Origin of the sequence: Rahnella bonaserana (assembly GCF_019049675.1) — a bacterium.
Lineage (GTDB): Bacteria > Pseudomonadota > Gammaproteobacteria > Enterobacterales > Enterobacteriaceae > Rahnella > Rahnella bonaserana.
The window spans coordinates 16,696-35,658 of the sequence record NZ_JAFMOW010000049.1 but is presented as its reverse complement, the minus strand read 5'-3'; the positions used below and the strand labels follow the sequence as shown (position 1 = coordinate 35,658).

Genomic DNA, 18,963 nt, shown 5'->3' with positions numbered 1-18,963 from the left:
CAAATGAATGAAGCATCATTGATTTAATAGGGAGTCTGGCCGGAAATCTTCGCGCTACGTGCGCAAGGCGAAAGTCAGACATGAGGTCAGCGGGTCACACAGGTGAAACTCTTTTGTATTACAATTACACCTACGGCAAAGTGGATCCGTTGTTTTTTGCATTACCATGTTTCATCAGTTAACGGAGTTAGGCATGTCCAGAAGGCTCAGAAGAACGAAGATCGTTACCACCCTCGGTCCGGCAACTGACCGCGACAATAATCTTGAGAAGATCATTGCAGCGGGTGCAAACGTTGTACGTATGAATTTCTCTCACGGAACTCCTGAAGATCACATCCTTCGCGCTAACAAAGTGCGTGAAATCGCCGCCCGTCTTGGCCGCCATGTCGCCATCCTCGGTGACCTGCAAGGTCCTAAAATCCGCGTTTCTACCTTTAAAGAAGGCAAAGTCTTCCTCAATATTGGCGACAAATTCCTGCTCGATGCCAACATGAGCAAAGGTGAAGGCGATAAAGAGAAAGTCGGCATCGACTATAAAGGTCTGCCTGCTGACGTCGTGCCGGGCGACATCCTGTTGCTGGATGACGGTCGTGTGCAGCTCAAAGTGATCGAAGTTCAGGGTATGAAAGTATTTACTGAAGTCACCGTTGGCGGCCCGCTGTCTAACAACAAAGGCATCAACAAGCTGGGCGGCGGTCTCTCTGCTGAAGCCCTGACTGAAAAAGATAAAGCAGACATTATTACTGCGGCCAAAATGGACGTAGATTATCTTGCCGTTTCATTCCCACGCACCGGCGAAGACCTTAACTATGCGCGCCGTCTGGCCCGCGATGCAGGCTGTAACGCGCAGATCGTGTCTAAAGTAGAACGTGCTGAAGCCGTTGCCACCGACGCTGCCATGGACGACATCATTCTGGCTTCCGACGTAGTGATGGTCGCCCGTGGTGATCTGGGTGTTGAAATCGGTGACCCTGAGCTGGTCGGTATCCAGAAGAAACTGATCCGCCGTGCCCGTCAGCTGAACCGTGCAGTTATCACTGCAACGCAGATGATGGAATCGATGATCACCAACCCGATGCCAACCCGTGCTGAAGTGATGGACGTGGCGAACGCCGTACTCGATGGCACCGATGCGGTCATGCTGTCAGCAGAAACCGCTGCGGGTCAGTATCCGTCCGAAACTGTCGCGGCAATGGCACGTGTTTGCCTGGGTGCTGAGAAAATCCCAAGCATTAACGTATCCAAACACCGTCTGGACGTGGAATTCGATAATATCGAAGAAGCCATTGCGATGTCAGCGATGTATGCGGCAAACCACCTGAAAGGAGTGACGGCGATCATTTCCATGACGGAATCGGGTCGTACTGCACTGATGTTGTCCCGTATCAGCTCTGGCCTGCCAATCTTTGCTATGTCACGTCATGAGCACACCCTGAATCTGACCGCCATTTACCGTGGCGTTACGCCGGTCTTCTTCGACAGCGTGAACGACGGTGTAGCGGCGGCGCAGGACGCGGTCAATCTCCTGCGTGATAAAGGTTATCTGCTGTCGGGTGATCTGGTGATTATCACTCAGGGCGACGTCATGAGCACCATCGGCACCACGAATACCAGTCGTGTACTGCGTGTTGATTAAACTGACATGTAATTAAATATGAATTAATGGCCGATCATTATGATCGGCCTTTTTTTTTCCCTTCCAGACACTTTTACCCCGAAACAATCCGGTTAATTGCCCGCCTTAATTTGATCATTATTTTGCCATCTTCCTGAAATAATTTTCCGCCGAACTTTTGTAAAAACTTCTAATAGCAGAATAGGCTTGTTTTTATTGTGTATTAATATAACTTTTTGTATCGTCAAAGCCTGCTCTTTAACCTGTAAAACGAATAATAAATACAGACTACTCCCATGTAAATACCTGTTTTCCTGCCCACATCAGCTCATTTATGTGATGAATATCACATAAAATAAGCTTAATCGCCCCTAATCACCAAATGTTCAATACCGTAGTTGAATGATAATGATTTGCATTTATAATGATTCTCAATCGTTAAAACCTTGTATAAGTCCATACTAAGGAAATCAAACAAGACATAATTCTTATAATTTGCGATAAGAAAACAAATAAAACCACACACCTGCCAGGCGTGGCCTTAAGCCCTGCCTGCTAATACACACGTTCACTGAAAACTCCTGAATTTTACCGGGTGGCTTCCCCTCGCCCGCAGTAAAGACAATGGATAAAACAGAAAGGGTCCATGATGAGCCAGATAAATAATTGGGAAATAATGCAGGACAGCGCCAAAGACCTCATGATCACTCAGGCTAAAATAAGTGAGAATAAAGGTTATATTTTCAATCAAAATAGCACGCCGGAATGGCAGAGGCAGATTGAGCAAGGGATTGAATTAATTAAATCTCACATTAACCATACGGAGAAACCATTTTCCGGCGTGTCTCCCTCTGAATTAGCTGAACAATTTCGCCATATTGACCTGACCAAACCTTTAGCCGGAACGCGGCTGGCGCTGGAAGAACTTGATGATTTATATCTGCAACATGCGGTCTATTTCCACCACCCGAAATACCTTGCACATCTGAACTGTCCGACCGTGGTTCCGTCCCAACTGGCAGAGCTTTTTATCAGCGCCATTAACTCGTCCGTAGACACCTGGGACCAGAGCGCAGGCGGGACATTAATCGAACAAAAAGTCATCGACTGGACCCTCGCCCGAATCGGTTTTGGCGCACAGTCCGACGGCATTTTCACCAGCGGCGGTACCCAGTCCAACCTGATGGCGATGCTTCTGGCCCGCGACAGTCACTGCAAACGTACCCGTCCGCAACACAGCATCAAATATCAGGGCCTGCCGCCGGAAGCCAACCGCTGGCGTATATTCAGTTCGCAGGTCAGCCATTTCAGCATTCAGAAATCCGCAGCCCTGCTCGGTCTGGGTTATGACGCCGTGGTGCCGGTTGCCTGTGACAGCGCATTCCGAATGGACATCAGCGCGCTCAAAGCCGAAATCGACCGCTGTCATGCCGAAGGCCTGATCCCGATTGCCGTGGTAGCGACCGCTGGCACTACGGACTTCGGCAGCATCGATCCGCTGAATGAAATTGCAGAAATCTGCCGCAAAGAGAAAATCTGGATGCACGCTGACGCCGCTTACGGCTGTGGATTGCTGGTATCGCCTCAGCATCGTCAGCGCATCGAAGGCATTCATCTGGCCGATTCCGTCACCGTGGATTATCACAAATCCTTCTTCCAGCCGGTGAGTTGCAGCGCGTTCCTGGTTAACGATCACAGCCATCTGGAGCACGTCACTCACCATGCCGAATACCTGAATCCTCTGAGTGCAAAACTCGAAGGTACGCCAAATCTGGTCAACAAAAGTATTCAGACCACCAAACGTTTTGATGCCCTGAAAATGTGGCTGACGCTGCGCATCATGGGCCAGCAGGCGCTGGGTGAATCCTTTGATGTACTGCTGGAACGCGCCACCGAAACCCATCAGATGATGGAACAGAACCCGAATATCGAGGTGCTGCATAAACCTGAGCTCAGCACGCTGGTATTCCGTTTCGTACCGCGTATGTCCATGACTCACGAGCAAATTGACGCGATTAATGCTGACATCCGCAAAGCCATTTTCCGCGATGGCAGCGCCGTGATTGCCGGTACCAAAGTGCATGACCGTCAGTACCTTAAATTCACCTTGCTGAACCCGACCACCACCACGGAAGACGTTGCCGATGTGCTCAGTCTGATCACGCATTACGGCAAAGAACTGACTGCCACTGCACTGAGCGCTGCGAAAAACCGGTAAAAGGAGCCGCACCATGAATATGAATTCAACCGAACAAATGTATGATTTTATCGCCGTGGGTATCGGCCCGTTCAACCTCGGTCTGGCCTGTCTGACTGAACCGGTGAAAGAGCTGAACGGTCTGTTTTTAGACCAGAATGACAGCTTCGACTGGCACACCGGCATGATGCTGGAAAGTGCGCATTTGCAGACACCGTTTATGGCCGATCTGGTCACACTTGCCGATCCGACCAGCCCTTACAGTTTCCTGAACTATCTGAAACTGCAAGGAAAACTCTACTCATTCTATATTCGTGAAGATTTCTTCATGATGCGCAAAGAGTTCAATCAGTATTGCCAGTGGGCGTGCAGCCAGCTGACCAGCCTGCAATTTTCCACGCGTGTGGAACTGGTGACCTGGGACGCAGTGCAGGAATGTTATCTCGTCCAGACGCGCTCGACCAAAAGCCACGGGAAACAGGTTTACCGCACCCGACGCCTGGTACTGGGTACCGGTCCGTCGCCGTGGATGCCTGCCTGTGCCCGTAACGCCGGCAACAACGTGCATCATTCCTCGGCGTATCTGCCAAATAAAGAACAGCTACAGAATTCCAAATCTATCACCGTGGTCGGCAGCGGTCAGAGCGCAGCGGAAATTTACTATGACCTGCTCTCCGATATCGAAAAACATGATTACCACCTGACATGGGTGACCCGCGCGCCGCGTTTCTATCCGCTCGAATACAGCAAACTGACGCTGGAGATGACCTCGCCGGAATACATCGACTATTTTCACGATTTACCGATGGCCAAACGCGATCAGCTCAACCGGGAACAGAAGTGCCTGTATAAGGGCATCAATATCAGCCTGATCAATGACATCTACGACCTGATGTACATCAAACGCCTCGACGGTCCGCTGAACGTTGATTTGTATACCCATTCAGAACTGACAGCGCTGACCCGCAACCGCAATGGTGAACTGGAAATGAGCCTGCTGCACCATGAACAGCAGCAGGAATACCGGCACCGTACGGAGTCAGTGATCCTTGCCACCGGCTACGGCTATCAGCCGCCACAGTTTGTCGAAGGCATTTACAACCGAATTCAATGGGACGACGCCGGTCGTTACGCCGTCAACCGCAATTACAGTATTGACGCCCATAACCAGATTTTCGTGCAAAACGCTGAGCTGCACACCCACGGTTTCGTTACGCCGGACCTGGGAATGGCATGCTACCGCAACAGTACGATTATCCGCGAAATGCTGGGACACGAAGTTTATCCGGTGGAAAAATCCATCGCCTTCCAGACCTTTTGTACCCGCAACCTTGCCGGAAACTAACGGAGATTTTACCGATGTCTGATGCTATACCCCATTCCGTATTTTCCTGCCAGCGTGCCGCAGGAAAACTTTCCTTCCGCCCTCTGGCGCTGGAAAAAGATGCCGCCATTTTGCATGGCTGGATGATTCAGCCTTACGCACATTTCTGGGGGATGCAAAACAGCACCGTCGCGGAAGTGGATGCGTTTTACCGCGACCTGACAGCAGGAAAACCTCATGCCGCGCTGATGGGCGAAATCGACGGTCAGCCACAGTGCCTCATTGAATGCTATCCGGTTCAGGACGATCCGTTGCGCGAGCATTACGACGTTCAGCCCGGCGACATGGGGATGCATATTCTGCTTTCCCCTGCCGACAAACCTGTCGCCGGTTTCAGCTGGCAGGTGTTTTCAGCCGTGATGGAGTACCTGTTCAGCCAACCGGACGTGAAACGCGTCGTGGTCGAGCCAGATGTGCGCAACGACAAGATCCACAAGCTGAATAAGCGCGCCGGTTTCCGCTACCAGAAACAAATTCAGCTGACACACAAAACGGCATGGCTGGCATTTTGCCAGCGTGAGGATTTTATTCAGGCCAGCCAGAAGGAAAAAGACATTATGACACCCTCGACTCTGCAAACCGGACAGCACCTGCAACCCGAAATCTGGGCAAAAGCTAATGCCCTGCTGCTGCGTAAATGCCTGTCAGAACTGACGCACGAGCGCCTGCTTGCCCCGCAAGCTTTGAAAACTACCGGCACCTGGACGGATTATCAGCTGGCGGTGCCGGCTTCAGAAATTGAATACCATTTCCGCGCGCGGCAGTTGCCTCTGAATGACTGGATGATTGAACTCGACAGCATTCAGCGCCTGGATAATCTCAGTCCGCAGCCGCTCGATGCCGTAAAATTCATCATTGAATTCGCAGAACAAATTGGCATCTCACAGGCCATGCTGCCGACCTATCTGGAAGAAATCAGCAGTACGCTTTACAGCAGTGCCTACAAACTGGTGAACAACCACACGACGGCAAAACAGCTGACTGAAGCCGATTTCCAGACCGTTGAAACCAGCATGACCGAAGGCCATCCGAGCTTCATCGCTAACAACGGTCGCATCGGTTTTGATGCCGGTGATTATGTGCGTTATGCGCCGGAAGCGGCGAATCCGCTGCAACTGGTCTGGGTGGCGGTACATCACGACAAAGCGCATTTCGCCAGCGTCAGTGATTTACCGTATGAAAAACTGATCGCCGAGGAACTGGGTGACGCGCAGATTTGCGCCTTCACGCAGAAACTGGTGGATCAGGGTGTGGATCCGAAAAACTACTATTTCATGCCGGTACATCCCTGGCAGTGGCAGAACAAACTGCTGACCGTTTTCGCCCCGGATATTGCACGTCAGTTCCTGATTTATCTCGGTGAAGGCAACGATAAATATCTGGCGCAGCAGTCAATCCGCACCTTCTATAACGCCAGTCGTCCGCAAGCGCGCTACGTCAAAACTGCACTGTCGATTTTGAATATGGGCTTTATGCGCGGGTTGTCGCCTTATTACATGGCCACAACGCCTGGGATCAACGAATGGCTGGCGGAACTGGTTGAAAACGACGCCTATCTGCAATCCACCGGTTTCAGTATTTTGCAGGAAGTCGCTTCACTGGGGTATCACAATCATTACTTCGAAGAAGCCATTAAAGGCGACAGCGCGTACAAGAAAATGTTTGCCGCCTTATGGCGTGAAAACCCGGTGGCGCAGTTACAGCCTAATCAGCGACTGATGACCATGGCTGCCCTGCTCCACACCGACAAACATGGCGATGCACTGATTGTCGAGATGATTAAATCCTCTGGCCTGGCGACCGGTGACTGGCTGAAACGCTATATGCACGCTTACCTCAGCCCGTTGCTGCACTGTTTCTATCACTACGATCTGGTGTTCATGCCGCACGGTGAAAACCTGATCCTGCGTTTTGAAAACAATATTCCGGTTAACGCTTTCATGAAAGATATCGCCGAAGAAATCGCGGTAATGAATCCCGAAGCGAACCTGCCCGAGAAAGCCAAACGTCTGGCGGTCGATGTCCCTGAAGACCTGAAAATTTTGTCGATCTTCACCGACGTGTTCGCCGGCGTATTCCGCTTTATCGCCCGCATTCTCGAAGAAAACGGCGATTATCCGGCCGGCCAGTTCTGGCAGGTGGTGGCTGAAGTGGTTCGGGATTACCAGATTCAGTATCCGGAACTGGCCGGGAAATTTGCCCGTTATGACATGTTTGGCGCAGAGTTCACGCACTCTTGCCTCAACCGCCTGCAACTGGCGAATAACCAGCAGATGATTAACCTGTCGGATCCGGCGCAGAACCTGAAATTCGCCGGAACGCTGGAAAACCCAATTGCGGCGTACGCCAACCGCTACTGAAAACCAGATTAATTCGATAAAACTTTAATGCGATGAATAGTTGCGCGGCTTTCACAGGCCGCGCTTTTTCGATTTTGAGTACCGGAGAGTTAACGTTATGTCGTCCGTTTCTGCACCCGCCTCACGGCTGAATTTCCGCCAGTGGCTGTTCCCGTTGTCGCTGGTGTTGTTCGAGTTTGCCACCTATATTGCCCACGATATGATCCAGCCGGGCATGTTGCAGGTAATCAGCGATTTCAGCGCCAGCGCCGACTGGGTGTCTACCTCACTGACCGCGTATCTGTGTGGCGGAATTCTGCTGCAATGGTTGCTGGGTCCGCTTTCCGACCGCCTCGGGCGCAGGCCGGTTTTACTGGCGGGCGTCGCCTTTTTCACTGTCACCTGTCTGCTGACCGTTTTCACCCAAAGCATCGAACAGTTTATCCTGATGCGTTTTTTACAAGGGATGAGTCTGTGCTTTATCGGCGCTGTCGGCTATGCCGCGATTCAGGAAGCATTCAGCGAAACGCTGAGTGTCAAACTGATGGCGCTGATGGCGAACATTACGCTGATCGCCCCGCTGCTCGGGCCACTGGCGGGTGCGGCGTTCATTCATTACGCACCGTGGAAAGCCATGTTTGCGCTGTTTTCCGTCATCTCCGCTCTGGCGTTCTGGGGCTTGTGGCGCAGTATGCCGGAAACCGCTACCGGTCGTGACGGCCGTTTTTCAATGCGCAGGCTGCTGGCCGATTACCGTGAAGTATTCACCAATAAGGGCGTGGTCATGGGGTCACTCGCCATCGGGTTTATTACCCTGCCACTCCTGGCGTGGGTAGCGCAGTCGCCGGTTTTGCTGATCCAGGACGCCGGTATGACGCCATTACAATATGGCTGGTTGCAGGTTCCGGTATTCACCGGGCTGATTATTGGCAATATCATCCTGAGCAAAATCAGTGGCAAAATGAATATCCGCACGCCGGTCTGCCTCGGTATTGTGCCGATCGTTCTCGGTTTGTCGGTCAGTGCATTCGCGGCCATGTTTATGGCACATGCCTGGTACTGGATGACGGGAGGATTGAGCCTTTATGCGCTGGGTACCGGACTGGTGAATGCGGGTCTGTATCGCCTGACGCTGTTTTCCAGTCCGACCGGAAAAGGCACCGTTGCGGCTGCACTCGGGCTGATGACTATCGTGGTCTTTGCAAGCGGAATTGAAATCGCTAAACAGCTGTATTTTGCACTGGGTAGCGGCATTTTCATGCTCGCAGGCCTTATCGCGGGCGTGGCAGGCACAATCCTGATTGCGGGATTTTTAAAGCACTCGCTGAAAAAAGCATAAAAAAAGCTGAGGTGTGAGCCTCAGCTGTTTTCAAATTCAGACGGTCATTTCTTCGGATACAGTTCTTTACGCGAATACGGTTCAGGCTCACCCGGTTTGCGGGTTTTAAGCAGTTTTAGGATCCAGGTGTACTGTTCCGGATTCGGGCCAACCAGAATCTCCACTTCCTCATTCATCCGGCGCGCAATGTAGTGATCATCCGCAGTCGCAAGATCATCCATCGGTGGCCGGACGTAAATATCCAGACGCTGTTCACGAGCGTTGTACACCGGGAATAAAGGGATAATGGAGGCGCGGCAGACTTTCATCAGACGGCCTACCGCGGGCAATGTCGCCTTGTAGGTCGCAAAGAAATCCACAAACTCGCTGTGTTCAGCACCGTGATCCTGATCCGGCAGATAATAGCCCCAGTACCCCTGACGCACAGAACTGATGAACGGCTTGATGCCGTCATTGCGCGCGTGCATACGGCCACCAAAACGGCGACGCACGGTATTCCACAGATAATCGGTCAGCGGGTTTTTCTGATTGTGAAACATAGCAGCCATCGGCTGGCCGCCAGCGGCCATGAGCATCGCAGGGATGTCCACAGCCCAGCCATGTGGCACCAGAAAAATCACATTCTGGCCTTTCGCCTGCATCTCATCGATAATTTCTTTACCATGCCAGCGTACGCGCTGCATGACTTTTTTCGGGTCACGGATAGCCAGTTCAGCCATCATCACCATCGCCTGCGGCGCGGTAGCAAACATTTCATCAATGATGTGTTCGCGCTCAGCTTCCGGTGTTTCCGGCAGGCAATACAACAGATTGATTTGAGCACGACGTCGTGCACCTTTGGCAAACTTTCCTGCCAGACGTCCCAGACTGCCTAACACCGGATCACGGACTTTCGCGGGCAACCAAGCCATGGTAGCCATCGCACCGACGCCCAGCCAGACGCCCCAGTAACGTGGATGGTAGAAGGCTTTCTGAAATTGCGGAATAAATTCTACGGAAGATCGTTTTTCTTTTTCTGGCTGCATGCTCAGGCTCTTATGACAAATTCTGCCTTAATGATAAGTGTTTATTCGAAATAATTCGAGTCACAGGAAGGCGGTAAACGAAGGAACCCCGATGAGCTTACTCAGGTAAGTGATTCGGGTGACTGAGAGAAATCAACGCCCCGGTGCCTTGAAGTATGATGAATGCAGTGATTTATTTTGCAATAAATCACTGCATCACAAGTTTAAGCGTGAAGAATCAGTCAAGTTTAAGTTGAGGAACAACCTGACGAACGGTGGCCAGATAGGTCGCCCGGTCTTTACCGGTCAGCCCTTCCGTACGTGGCAATTTAGCGGTCAGCGGATTCACGGCCAGCTGGTTGATCCACATTTCAAAATGCAGATGCGGGCCGGTTGAGCGGCCGGTATTACCGGAAAGCGCAATGCGGTCACCGCGCTTAATTTTCTGACCTGGTTTCACCAGAATTTTACGCAGATGCATATAACGGGTCATATACTGACGACCGTGGCGGATCGCCACATAGTTACCTGCCGCCCCGCCGTTCTTGGCAACCACCACTTCGCCGTCACCAACAGCCAGAACCGGCGTGCCGACAGGCACCGCGAAATCGACGCCACGATGTGGCGCAATGCGGCCGGTAACCGGGTTCAGACGACGCGGATTAAAGTTGGAAGAAACGCGATATTGTTTACCGGTTGGGAAACGCAGGAAGCCCTTGGCCAGCCCGCTGCCGGAACGGTCGTAAAACTTACCGTCTTCAGCCCGAACTGCGTAATAATCTTTACCGCCAGTGCGCATACGCACGGCCTGCAATTCGCTTTGTTCGTTTTTGCCATCCAGCACTTCGTGGGACATCAGAACCGCGAAATCATCGCCTTTCTGTAATTTACGGAAATCGAGTTGCCATTGCAGTGCTTTGATAACAGCGCTGACTTCACCACTGCTCAGCCCCGCGGCTCTTGCGCTGGTGACAAAACTCCCGTTCAGCGAACCCTTAATCACCGTGTCTTTCCATTCCCCTTTCAGGGTTTCCAGCGAAGATTTAAAGGTGTTGCCGGAACGGTCAAAGGTATAAGTTTCGCGGCGCGATTTTTCCCAGGTCAGACGCTGTAAATCCCCGGCATCATTCAGTGTCCAGGAAATCTGCTGGCCGACTTTCAGATTACGCAAATCACGGTTGGCATCAGACAGCGCGGCAATTTCCGACATATCAATGCCGTACTGATTCAGAATACTACTGAGGGTATCGCCGGTCGAAACAACATATTCATGAACGCCCGTTTCAGTGGCGGTTTTATCGTCAAGATCATCCTGCGGGATGTCATCATCAGCTGGTGGGGTTTGATCGATAGGTTCACTGGCTTCGGGAAGCAAAGAACGTAATTGCTGGTTATCGAGGGTGATATTTTTAACCAGCGGTCTGGTATCAGAGAGGTCATTGTCCGGGTGATAGGCTAACGGTTTCCATACGGCCACAGCCAGTGTGACGACGGTAAGTGACCCCAGCATAATGCGGTGGGGCCGTGGAAGGTTGCTATACGCCAGAGCGATAGATCGGGCTATCAGCTGCACTTAAATTCTGTCCTTTTAGCTTACTTCAGGCAGCTCAGGTACTGGTTCGCCAGCTGTGACAAAAAGTTCACATAGCTGTCCGCACTCAGTTCAATGCCGCTCCCCAGCGGATCCAATGTGCCCATACGCACTTTTGTTCCCTGGGCAACAGCCGTTATGACGGCCGGCCTGAATTGTGGCTCAGCAAAAACGCAGGTCGCTTTTTGCTCAACCAACTGTGTTCGAATGAGATGTAATCGCTGTGCGCCGGGTTGAATTTCAGGGTTGATCGTAAAGTGACCAAGTGGCGAGAGGCCGAAGTGTTTTTCAAAGTAGCCATAAGCATCGTGAAAAACAAAATATCCCTTACCCTGCACAGGCTGCAGCATAGTAACAATATTTTTGTCAGTTTTTGTCAGCCCGTCTTCAAAACGTGCCAAATTTGCATCTAAATGTTGCTTTTTCTGCGGAACCAGCTCTGCAAGTTTGTCATGGATCACAATTGCGGCTTCACGGGCGATTTCCGGTGATAACCAGACATGCATATTGTATTCGCCGTGGTGGTGGTCATCGCCCTCGTTATCATGGGCATGATCATGGTCATGTTCATCATCGCTGCCCTTCATCAGCAGCGGTTTGACGGCTGGCAGCGTCGCAATTTCTACCTGACGGTTTGGCGGTAATTGTGCGGCGGATTTGGTCATGAAGGCTTCCATTTCCGGCCCCACCCACACCACCAGATCGGCGCTGCGCAGGCGTGCAATATCGGAAGGGCGCAGGGCAAAATCATGCGGCGATGCGCCATCAGGCAGTAAGACTTCTGTCGGCATGACACCGTCGGCAATAGCAGATGCGATAAAACCCAGCGGGCGTACGGAGGCAACAACGGCGGCCTGCGCGCTGAAAACCGCACCTGAACTCAATATTGCGGCTGCCAGAAACATCCGTTTGACGCTTTTTTTCTGTATCATGCTGAGTGAACTCATCTTCGTGTTGGGGGAAACTGGTTATTTTTCGCGAAACGCAATATTATAACATCCGATTTGTTCTGCAAGACCCTATGACATGCCCACTTTAGCTACGCTCCAAAATATTTCAGTGACTTTCGGTTCACGACGCGTGCTGTCCAACATCTCGCTGAGCCTGCAACCGGGGAAAATCCTGACCCTTCTCGGCCCGAACGGGGCGGGGAAATCCACATTAGTGCGTGTGGTTCTTGGCCTTATTGCGCCCACTGAGGGCGTCATGACCCGCGAACCGGGTTTACGCATCGGCTACGTTCCGCAAAAAATTCACCTTGATCCCACCATGCCGCTGACCGTCAGCCGTTTTATGCGGCTCAAACCTGGCGTGAAAAAAAGCGATATTCTGCCCGCGCTCAAACGCGTTCAGGCCGCGCATCTGCTGGATCAACCAATGCAAAAGTTATCCGGTGGCGAAAACCAGCGTGTGCTTTTAGCACGGGCATTGATGAACAGCCCGCAGTTACTGGTGCTGGATGAACCGACGCAAGGTGTTGACGTCAACGGCCAACTGGCGCTTTACAATCTGATCGACAGCCTGCGCTGCGAACTGGGTTGTGCGGTGCTGATGGTGTCGCATGATTTGCATCTGGTGATGGCGAAAACCGATGAAGTGCTGTGTCTTAACCAGCATATCTGCTGCTCCGGCTCACCGGAAGTGGTGTCGACGCATCCGGAATTTATCGCGATGTTTGGCAACCGCGGCGCAGAGCAGCTGGCGATTTACCGTCACAACCATAATCATCGTCATGATTTAAAGGGAAAGATAATTTTGCGCAATACCGGAGGTCGTGACGCATGATCGCGCTGTTATTACCGGGCTGGCTGGCCGGTGTTTTGCTGGCTATCGCAGCCGGTCCGCTGGGTTCTTTTGTGGTCTGGCGACGGATGTCTTATTTCGGCGATACGCTGGCACATGCCTCACTGCTGGGCGTCGCGTTTGGTTTGCTGCTCAATATCAATCCTTTTTATACCGTTATCGCCGTTACCTTATTGCTGGCCATATTGCTGGTGGCGCTGGAGCGTAAACCGCATCTCGCCGTTGATACGCTGCTGGGGATTATGGCGCACAGCGCCCTGTCGCTGGGGCTGGTTGTGGTCAGCCTGATGTCGGGAGTACGTGTGGATCTGATGGCCTATCTGTTCGGTGATTTGCTGTCTGTGACTTACAGCGATATCTGGATGATTGCCATCGGTGTGACGGTGGTTATTGCCGTGCTGTGCTGGCAATGGCGCGCCTTGCTTTCGATGACCATCAGTCCTGAACTGGCCCATGTTGATGGCGTGAATTTGCAACGTTCACGGGTTGTCCTGATGCTGGTGACAGCGCTGACAATCGGTCTGGCGATGAAATTCGTCGGTGCGCTGATCATCACCTCGCTGCTGATTATCCCTGCGGCAACGGCGCGCCGTTTCGCCAAAACGCCCGAACAGATGGCAATGGTGGCGGTCGCAATTGGCATTGTTGCGGTTACCGGTGGTCTGACATTTTCGGCGTTTTACGATACACCGGCAGGCCCTTCTGTCGTACTCTGCGCCGCCGCGCTGTTTATGCTGAGCCTCAGCAAAAAGCAGGTCGCCTGACAGCAAAACGGACGCCATGGGCGTCCGTTTTTTTATGCCTCTTTTTCCTGCTGTTTTTCCCGCTCCTCACGTTCTTCCCGCGCGGCCTCTTGTCTGGCTTTACGCCAGCTCAGAACCGGGGAAACGGTCAGCCCGTGAATGACAACGCTGGTCACAATGACGGTAAAGGCAATATTGGTCATATAGTTGGCCTCTGCCCCGTGTAAACCGTGCGTCCAGGCGTAAGCGATGTAATTCATACTGCCGATACCACGAATACCAAACCAGCCAATCATCAGCCGCCTTCCCTTCGGCACATGCACGCCAATCGTGGTGATGTACACCGTCAGCGGCCGGATCACGATAAACAGCAGGGCCGCAATCAGCAGCCCCATCGGTTCCCAGTGCTCAGCCAGCGTGATGCCCAGCACCATGACAATCCCCGCTGCAAAGATACGCTCAATGGTATCGCCGAAAGACAACGCATCCCCGACCATCAGCCCGATAGAATTTTGCGGCATTTCCGCCTGCATGGAGTGGCGCTGATGCGGATTGACCATCACTTCCGCCGGTGGCGGTCGGGAGCCTTCTTCCAGATCGTCTGGCGGATGCAGGGAAACAACGCGCACCTCTGCGCTGCGAAGCCCGACACCGGCGGCGAATGCGGCCAGAAAACCGGAAGCATCCAGACTCTGCGCAGCGGCATAACTGAGTGCGATCAGCGCAAGCGCCAGAAAATCACTCGGCGCGACCGTTCGCTGACGGCTGTGAAAACGTGTGGCACTCAGTCCTACCAGCTTGCCCATGGCATAACCAATCGCCAGTCCGCCCATCAACGCCCACACCACATCACGCCACGCCCAATGCCAGATGGCCTGCGAGGAAAGACCTTCATTCGCGGTAAACAGCATCAGCGCCAGCATCAGGATCGGCAGTGCGGAACCATCATTCATGCCTGCTTCGCTGGAAAGCGCGACGCGTAATCCATCGTCATCATTAGCATCATTTACCGCAATCATACTGGCGAGTACCGGATCCGTCGGCGCAATAATTGCGCCCAGCGCCAGTGCCAGCGGCCAGGAAATGCCGGTGATGTAATGTGCAATTGCGGCGACGCACAGCACGGTCAGTAACATGGCCGGAAACGCCAGAAGCACACCTACACGCCAGCTTTGCGCGCGAAACGGTAGCCTCAGTTTGAGTCCGGTAATAAACAGAGAAGCCGCCATGGCAATCTCAGTGAAATGTGCGGTGAGCGTAGAATAGGCCACCAGATCGATATGCAGTAAATCCAGAACCCAGGGGCCACAGACAATTCCCGCCGCCAGATATAAACCAAAAGTCGTCACCGGGCCGCGGGAAATCCACCCCGACGCCAGTGACATAATCAATAGCAGTCCTCCGACTGCCGCTGTCCAACCTAAAAATCCCATGCTTGTCCCATAGTTAGTAACAATCTTATAAGCTTAGTACATATGGTCAGCAGGATGAGTTTTCAGATAAAGAGCATCAGGCACAAATGGCGCGGCGCGACCGTGACCGGTACGCTAAAATTGATTTTTATTCGCAAAAAAGACGAGAAACGACGTGATTAAATACAGCGTGCTTTACCCGAACACCAAAGGCGGAACCTTTGACCATGATTATTACCGCGACGTGCATTTACCGCTGATCAAACGCCGCATGGGCGAGTTTTGCCATTCTTATGCCATCGACAAAATGCCCGAGGGCGCACCGGCAGAGACCCCATTCATTGCTGCCTGCCATATCTATTGCCTCTCAATGGAAGACTTCGAAAAAGGCATGAAAGATAATGCTGCAGATTTCGTCGCGGATGTACCGAACTTTACGAATATCGAACCGGTGAAGATGATTTTCGACGTTGTTGTCTGAAGTTGTTATCTGAATAATTCACCCTGCTCTTCTGATAAAAAAGGCGATTAACCCGAAAGGTTAATCGCCTTTTTTATCGCCCTTCAGCTGCGGCAAAACATCCTGCCCGCTGCGTTATTTGTTCAATAGCTTTTTGATCGCCGGGCTGGGTTCACGCTTAATCGTATGCAAAAACTCCTGCACTCTGTCATTGACGGCATAGTCGGCAGTCACACCAAAATCCTGCACTATCGCCCACTTTTCAAATAATGCTTCATCACTGTTGCGCATGAACCAAAGCATTCTGACAGCAGTAACGGCCACTTGTGGGATTTGCGTCACCGTGCCGTTGATCCACTTATTTAACGTGCTGCGCGGCAGTCCCAACAGGATACACAACGCGGGCTGATCGATATCCAGCCTCCGGACATAGTCCAGGAACTCATTTGCGTTATCTGCCATTCACTTATCTCCAATTTCTTTAACCCTGCATATTGTACAAGAATCCCGTAGAGAATTCATCCTGTCGCTATTCGCTACGAAAACTCTTAGATTTACACATTCCAGACACGCAATTTCGTACCCACTAGCGACAAATAAGCGCGCTAAGTGAAACAAATTCATGTAGCGCTTTAACTTTACGTTTCTTGACATAAGTCAAACGTTCAGTGAATGCGTGAAGCAAGTCACATTCACCGCATGTATGATTTTGGTTAGGAGACAAAAATAGCGTTCTGATAACGCTCCTTATTTGTCGCTAACAGATACTTATTTCAGTACCGGAAAAAACAAATGAATGCACTAATCGCAAATCGCAGTATGAATGACACCACCTCAACCCATCCAGAGCTGGATAACCCTCTTAAAACGACAAGTCGCCTTCAGTTACAAAGAACAAAGGTTCGTCGCGTATGTCTGGGTATTGTGATTGCGTTAAGTGTGATTTCGCCTGCTCATGCGCAGCTTTCCGGAACTGATCTGGAAGCTGCCCGCGCATACATTACAAAATATTCCTGGATCCCTGCTGATAAGCAAAATGAGATCCTGAGAAAGGACAATCTGAATCAAGTTGCCGACTATCTGAAAACAAATACTTTCTGGGATGGTTCTAAAAACATTCTGCTCCCTGCTTTCGATCCTGCCGCAAGAATGCAGACGGCTATCACTGGCTCTGCCACGATGCCGATGACAAGTCTGGTTCCGGCAGAACCCACCCTGATTAAAAACGATCCAACCGGTACTCCGACACATCAGATTGGTGAAGCGACACACCTCGACGGTAATCACAATACTGGCCAGTCATTCGCGGCACAGCGAACTGCCTTGCAGCAGCACGCAGAAGAAGTGGCGGCCTATCAGCATAACGATCCAACCGGTACTCCGACACATCAGATTGGTGAAGCGACACACCTCGACGGTAATCACAATACTGGCCAGTCACTCGCGGCACAGCAAACTGCCTTGCAGCAACACACAGAAGAAGTGGCGGCCTATCAGCATAACGATCCAACCGGTACTCCGACCCATCAGACTGGTGAAGCGCAGCACCTCGACGGTAATCACAATACGGGTCAGTCACTCGCGGCACAGCGGACGGCCTTGCAGCAGCACGCAGAAGAAGTGGCGGCCTATCAGCATAACGACCCGACCGGTGTTCCGGTCAACACTACGCCTTCTAAAAATGCTTCGGATGACGAACACGTGAAACAGAATCCGGCGGAACAGGCTTCCGTTTCAAAGCAAAAGCCTGTTGTTAAACAAGTGGTCCGCTCTGCCTATTACGACCAGCAAATCACTGCCCTCAATGCTGAAGCTGAACAAAATCACTCTGAAGTAATGGCTGAATCCCACAGCCGCGCGGTGGCGGATGCACAAACCCTGAGTCAGGCGAATGATTATACCAACAAGAAATTCAATAACCTGAAATCTGAAGTGGATGGCAATAAGAAAGAAGCCGCAGCAGGTTCAGCGTCCGCTATGGCTCAGGCCAACATCCCTCAGGTGCAGGAATCTCAGCAATTTGCAGTCGGTGCCGGTGTCGGTGGCTACGACTCTCAAAATGCAATTTCCGTCGGTGCATCATTCCATGCAAGCCGCGCTACCATCGTGAAAATGTCGGTTTCCGACGATTCACAAAGCAACTTTGGTTACGGCGCTGGCGTGAGTGTCGGCTGGTAAAAATTCAGGGGGGACTCGTCCCCCCATCTTTCAATTCAGGTAAAACAAAATGAAAAAACTTTTAGTCATTGCCGCGCTGACCGTCCTTGCAGGCTGCTCCACTCAGGCATCCAGAATGGCGGACTGTCAGTCACAAGGCATATCAAAAGATACGTGTTATATGGCAGAACAAAATCGTCAGACGGCAATTCAGAGCGTTGCGCTGAAACAGGCGATGGAAAACTCGGCGAAGCAATATGCACAGGCTACCAAAAAAGTTGTGCATGCCCGCATTAAGGGGATTGATGTCAAAATCTTTCCCGCTGACAAGCAGGGATACATCGAAGGGACTGCAGCATACCTTGATGAAGATAACGCGGATGCTCAGGTCTATCGCAAAGGTGTTTTCACAGCGATTTATTACAAGCGCACCCATAAGCTGGTGTTGATGCGTGACGGACAAATTTACGGAAGGATGCCGATATGAAAAAACACCACACCGATCAGTTCAGACATCTGCCACCGGAGCAGCAATTTACCTGTCTGAAAATGTTGCAACGGGTTGAAGAAACCCCGCTGGACCACGGCATCACCGGCGTTGCCGTATCGGTCATGATGAAAGATGGTCATACCGCCACACTCAGTAAATTCATCGCGCAACCCGATGAAGTCTCAGTCCTGGTCAGTTGGGAAAAGAAAGAAAATAACTCTCCCTGACTACGCCTCATCACTCTCCTTCTCCCGCCAAACCCGCACTTCTGTTCTAGTATGTAGAGGTGCGAAACGCACCCTCCCGGTTGTTTCTTTTTGATCAGGCAATTTGGTTTCCCGACACCGTTGCCCTAATTAATTGATGAGTCTGTTCAAAAATTTGCGTTTGTAACTGACGCCTTATGCGCGGACGATGAACTCTCATGCT

Annotated in this window: 16 protein-coding genes; 11 read left to right on the top strand and 5 right to left on the bottom strand. The window is 51.7% G+C overall.

Annotation, left to right across the window (positions count from 1 at the left end):
• The first annotated feature begins 193 nt into the window (after positions 1-193).
• The 5 genes from pyk (at position 194) to J1778_RS02700 (ending at position 8,874) form a co-directional block, all read left to right on the top strand.
• Entirely contained in the window at positions 194-1,636 is a 1,443-nt protein-coding gene (pyk, locus tag J1778_RS02720; protein WP_217171879.1) for a pyruvate kinase, read from the top strand.
• A 628-nt stretch (positions 1,637-2,264) separates the two neighbouring features.
• Positions 2,265-3,833, top strand: a complete 1,569-nt coding sequence (locus tag J1778_RS02715; RefSeq protein ID WP_238484541.1) for a pyridoxal phosphate-dependent decarboxylase family protein — start codon at positions 2,265-2,267, stop codon at positions 3,831-3,833.
• A 19-nt stretch (positions 3,834-3,852) separates the two neighbouring features.
• Positions 3,853-5,157 (top strand): lysine N(6)-hydroxylase/L-ornithine N(5)-oxygenase family protein, encoded by a 1,305-nt coding sequence (locus J1778_RS02710; protein ID WP_217171924.1) that lies wholly within the window; start codon positions 3,853-3,855, stop codon positions 5,155-5,157.
• A gap of 14 nt (positions 5,158-5,171) precedes the next feature.
• The gene (locus J1778_RS02705) at positions 5,172-7,556 is read left to right on the top strand and encodes a GNAT family N-acetyltransferase (RefSeq protein ID WP_217171878.1); all 2,385 of its coding nucleotides are present in this window, start codon (positions 5,172-5,174) and stop codon (positions 7,554-7,556) included.
• Positions 7,557-7,653: 97 nt separating this feature from the next.
• The gene (locus J1778_RS02700) at positions 7,654-8,874 is read left to right on the top strand and encodes an MFS transporter (RefSeq protein ID WP_217171877.1); all 1,221 of its coding nucleotides are present in this window, start codon (positions 7,654-7,656) and stop codon (positions 8,872-8,874) included.
• A 44-nt stretch (positions 8,875-8,918) separates the two neighbouring features.
• On the opposite strand, the gene lpxM is transcribed toward J1778_RS02700, so the two are convergent.
• From lpxM to znuA, 3 genes are all read right to left on the bottom strand, one after another.
• A complete protein-coding gene (gene lpxM / locus J1778_RS02695; RefSeq protein WP_217171876.1) occupies positions 8,919-9,899 on the bottom strand; it encodes a lauroyl-Kdo(2)-lipid IV(A) myristoyltransferase in 981 nt (326 codons plus the stop codon).
• Positions 9,900-10,116: 217 nt separating this feature from the next.
• The gene (mepM, locus tag J1778_RS02690) at positions 10,117-11,451 is read right to left on the bottom strand and encodes a murein DD-endopeptidase MepM (RefSeq protein ID WP_217171875.1); all 1,335 of its coding nucleotides are present in this window, start codon (positions 11,449-11,451) and stop codon (positions 10,117-10,119) included.
• A gap of 20 nt (positions 11,452-11,471) precedes the next feature.
• Positions 11,472-12,401 (bottom strand): zinc ABC transporter substrate-binding protein ZnuA, encoded by a 930-nt coding sequence (znuA, locus tag J1778_RS02685; RefSeq protein ID WP_217171874.1) that lies wholly within the window; start codon positions 12,399-12,401, stop codon positions 11,472-11,474.
• Between the two features lie 94 nt (positions 12,402-12,495).
• Between znuA and znuC the strand changes: the two genes are divergently transcribed.
• Positions 12,496-13,254 carry a zinc ABC transporter ATP-binding protein ZnuC gene (znuC, locus tag J1778_RS02680; protein ID WP_120162828.1) on the top strand — a complete coding sequence of 253 codons (759 nt, stop codon included), beginning with the start codon at positions 12,496-12,498 and terminating at the stop codon, positions 13,252-13,254.
• Positions 13,251-14,036: a zinc ABC transporter permease subunit ZnuB gene (gene znuB / locus J1778_RS02675; protein WP_217171873.1), complete on the top strand. Its 786-nt coding sequence runs from the start codon at positions 13,251-13,253 to the stop codon at positions 14,034-14,036. The genes znuC and znuB overlap by 4 nt, the downstream gene beginning before the upstream one ends.
• 32 nt (positions 14,037-14,068) lie before the next feature.
• On the opposite strand, the gene J1778_RS02670 is transcribed toward znuB, so the two are convergent.
• Positions 14,069-15,448, bottom strand: a complete 1,380-nt coding sequence (locus J1778_RS02670; protein ID WP_217171872.1) for a cation:proton antiporter — start codon at positions 15,446-15,448, stop codon at positions 14,069-14,071.
• A 154-nt stretch (positions 15,449-15,602) separates the two neighbouring features.
• Here J1778_RS02670 and J1778_RS02665 point away from each other — a divergent pair, with 154 nt between their 5' ends.
• Positions 15,603-15,908, top strand: a complete 306-nt coding sequence (locus tag J1778_RS02665) for an EthD family reductase (RefSeq protein ID WP_217171871.1) — start codon at positions 15,603-15,605, stop codon at positions 15,906-15,908.
• 114 nt (positions 15,909-16,022) lie between these two features.
• Here the strand turns inward: J1778_RS02665 and J1778_RS02660 are convergent, their stop codons facing one another.
• Positions 16,023-16,349, bottom strand: coding sequence for a hypothetical protein (locus J1778_RS02660; protein ID WP_112289999.1), 327 nt, complete (start codon positions 16,347-16,349; stop codon positions 16,023-16,025).
• Between the two features lie 330 nt (positions 16,350-16,679).
• Here J1778_RS02660 and J1778_RS02655 point away from each other — a divergent pair, with 330 nt between their 5' ends.
• The 3 genes from J1778_RS02655 to J1778_RS02645 are packed head-to-tail and all read left to right on the top strand — an operon-like array spanning position 16,680 to position 18,761.
• Positions 16,680-18,065: a YadA-like family protein gene (locus J1778_RS02655; RefSeq protein ID WP_238484537.1), complete on the top strand. Its 1,386-nt coding sequence runs from the start codon at positions 16,680-16,682 to the stop codon at positions 18,063-18,065.
• A 49-nt stretch (positions 18,066-18,114) separates the two neighbouring features.
• A complete protein-coding gene (locus tag J1778_RS02650; protein WP_217171870.1) occupies positions 18,115-18,531 on the top strand; it encodes a hypothetical protein in 417 nt (138 codons plus the stop codon).
• Positions 18,528-18,761, top strand: a complete 234-nt coding sequence (locus J1778_RS02645; protein ID WP_217171869.1) for a hypothetical protein — start codon at positions 18,528-18,530, stop codon at positions 18,759-18,761. Before J1778_RS02650 ends, J1778_RS02645 begins: the two co-directional genes overlap by 4 nt.
• The last annotated feature ends 202 nt before the right edge of the window (positions 18,762-18,963 follow it).

What these genes read in the sequence shown, in the direction of transcription:
- pyk (WP_217171879.1), top strand. Translation starts at nt 194, where the DNA reads ATGTCCAGAAGGCTCAGAAGAACGAAGATCGTTACCACCCTCGGTCCG.
- J1778_RS02660 (WP_112289999.1), bottom strand. Translation starts at nt 16,349, where the DNA reads ATGGCAGATAACGCAAATGAGTTCCTGGACTATGTCCGGAGGCTGGAT.
- znuB (WP_217171873.1), top strand. Translation starts at nt 13,251, where the DNA reads ATGATCGCGCTGTTATTACCGGGCTGGCTGGCCGGTGTTTTGCTGGCT.
- J1778_RS02645 (WP_217171869.1), top strand. Translation starts at nt 18,528, where the DNA reads ATGAAAAAACACCACACCGATCAGTTCAGACATCTGCCACCGGAGCAG.
- J1778_RS02700 (WP_217171877.1), top strand. Translation starts at nt 7,654, where the DNA reads ATGTCGTCCGTTTCTGCACCCGCCTCACGGCTGAATTTCCGCCAGTGG.
- J1778_RS02705 (WP_217171878.1), top strand. Translation starts at nt 5,172, where the DNA reads ATGTCTGATGCTATACCCCATTCCGTATTTTCCTGCCAGCGTGCCGCA.
- J1778_RS02715 (WP_238484541.1), top strand. Translation starts at nt 2,265, where the DNA reads ATGAGCCAGATAAATAATTGGGAAATAATGCAGGACAGCGCCAAAGAC.
- znuC (WP_120162828.1), top strand. Translation starts at nt 12,496, where the DNA reads ATGCCCACTTTAGCTACGCTCCAAAATATTTCAGTGACTTTCGGTTCA.
- znuA (WP_217171874.1), bottom strand. Translation starts at nt 12,401, where the DNA reads ATGATACAGAAAAAAAGCGTCAAACGGATGTTTCTGGCAGCCGCAATA.
- lpxM (WP_217171876.1), bottom strand. Translation starts at nt 9,899, where the DNA reads ATGCAGCCAGAAAAAGAAAAACGATCTTCCGTAGAATTTATTCCGCAA.
- J1778_RS02670 (WP_217171872.1), bottom strand. Translation starts at nt 15,448, where the DNA reads ATGGGATTTTTAGGTTGGACAGCGGCAGTCGGAGGACTGCTATTGATT.
- J1778_RS02655 (WP_238484537.1), top strand. Translation starts at nt 16,680, where the DNA reads ATGAATGCACTAATCGCAAATCGCAGTATGAATGACACCACCTCAACC.
- J1778_RS02650 (WP_217171870.1), top strand. Translation starts at nt 18,115, where the DNA reads ATGAAAAAACTTTTAGTCATTGCCGCGCTGACCGTCCTTGCAGGCTGC.
- J1778_RS02710 (WP_217171924.1), top strand. Translation starts at nt 3,853, where the DNA reads ATGAATTCAACCGAACAAATGTATGATTTTATCGCCGTGGGTATCGGC.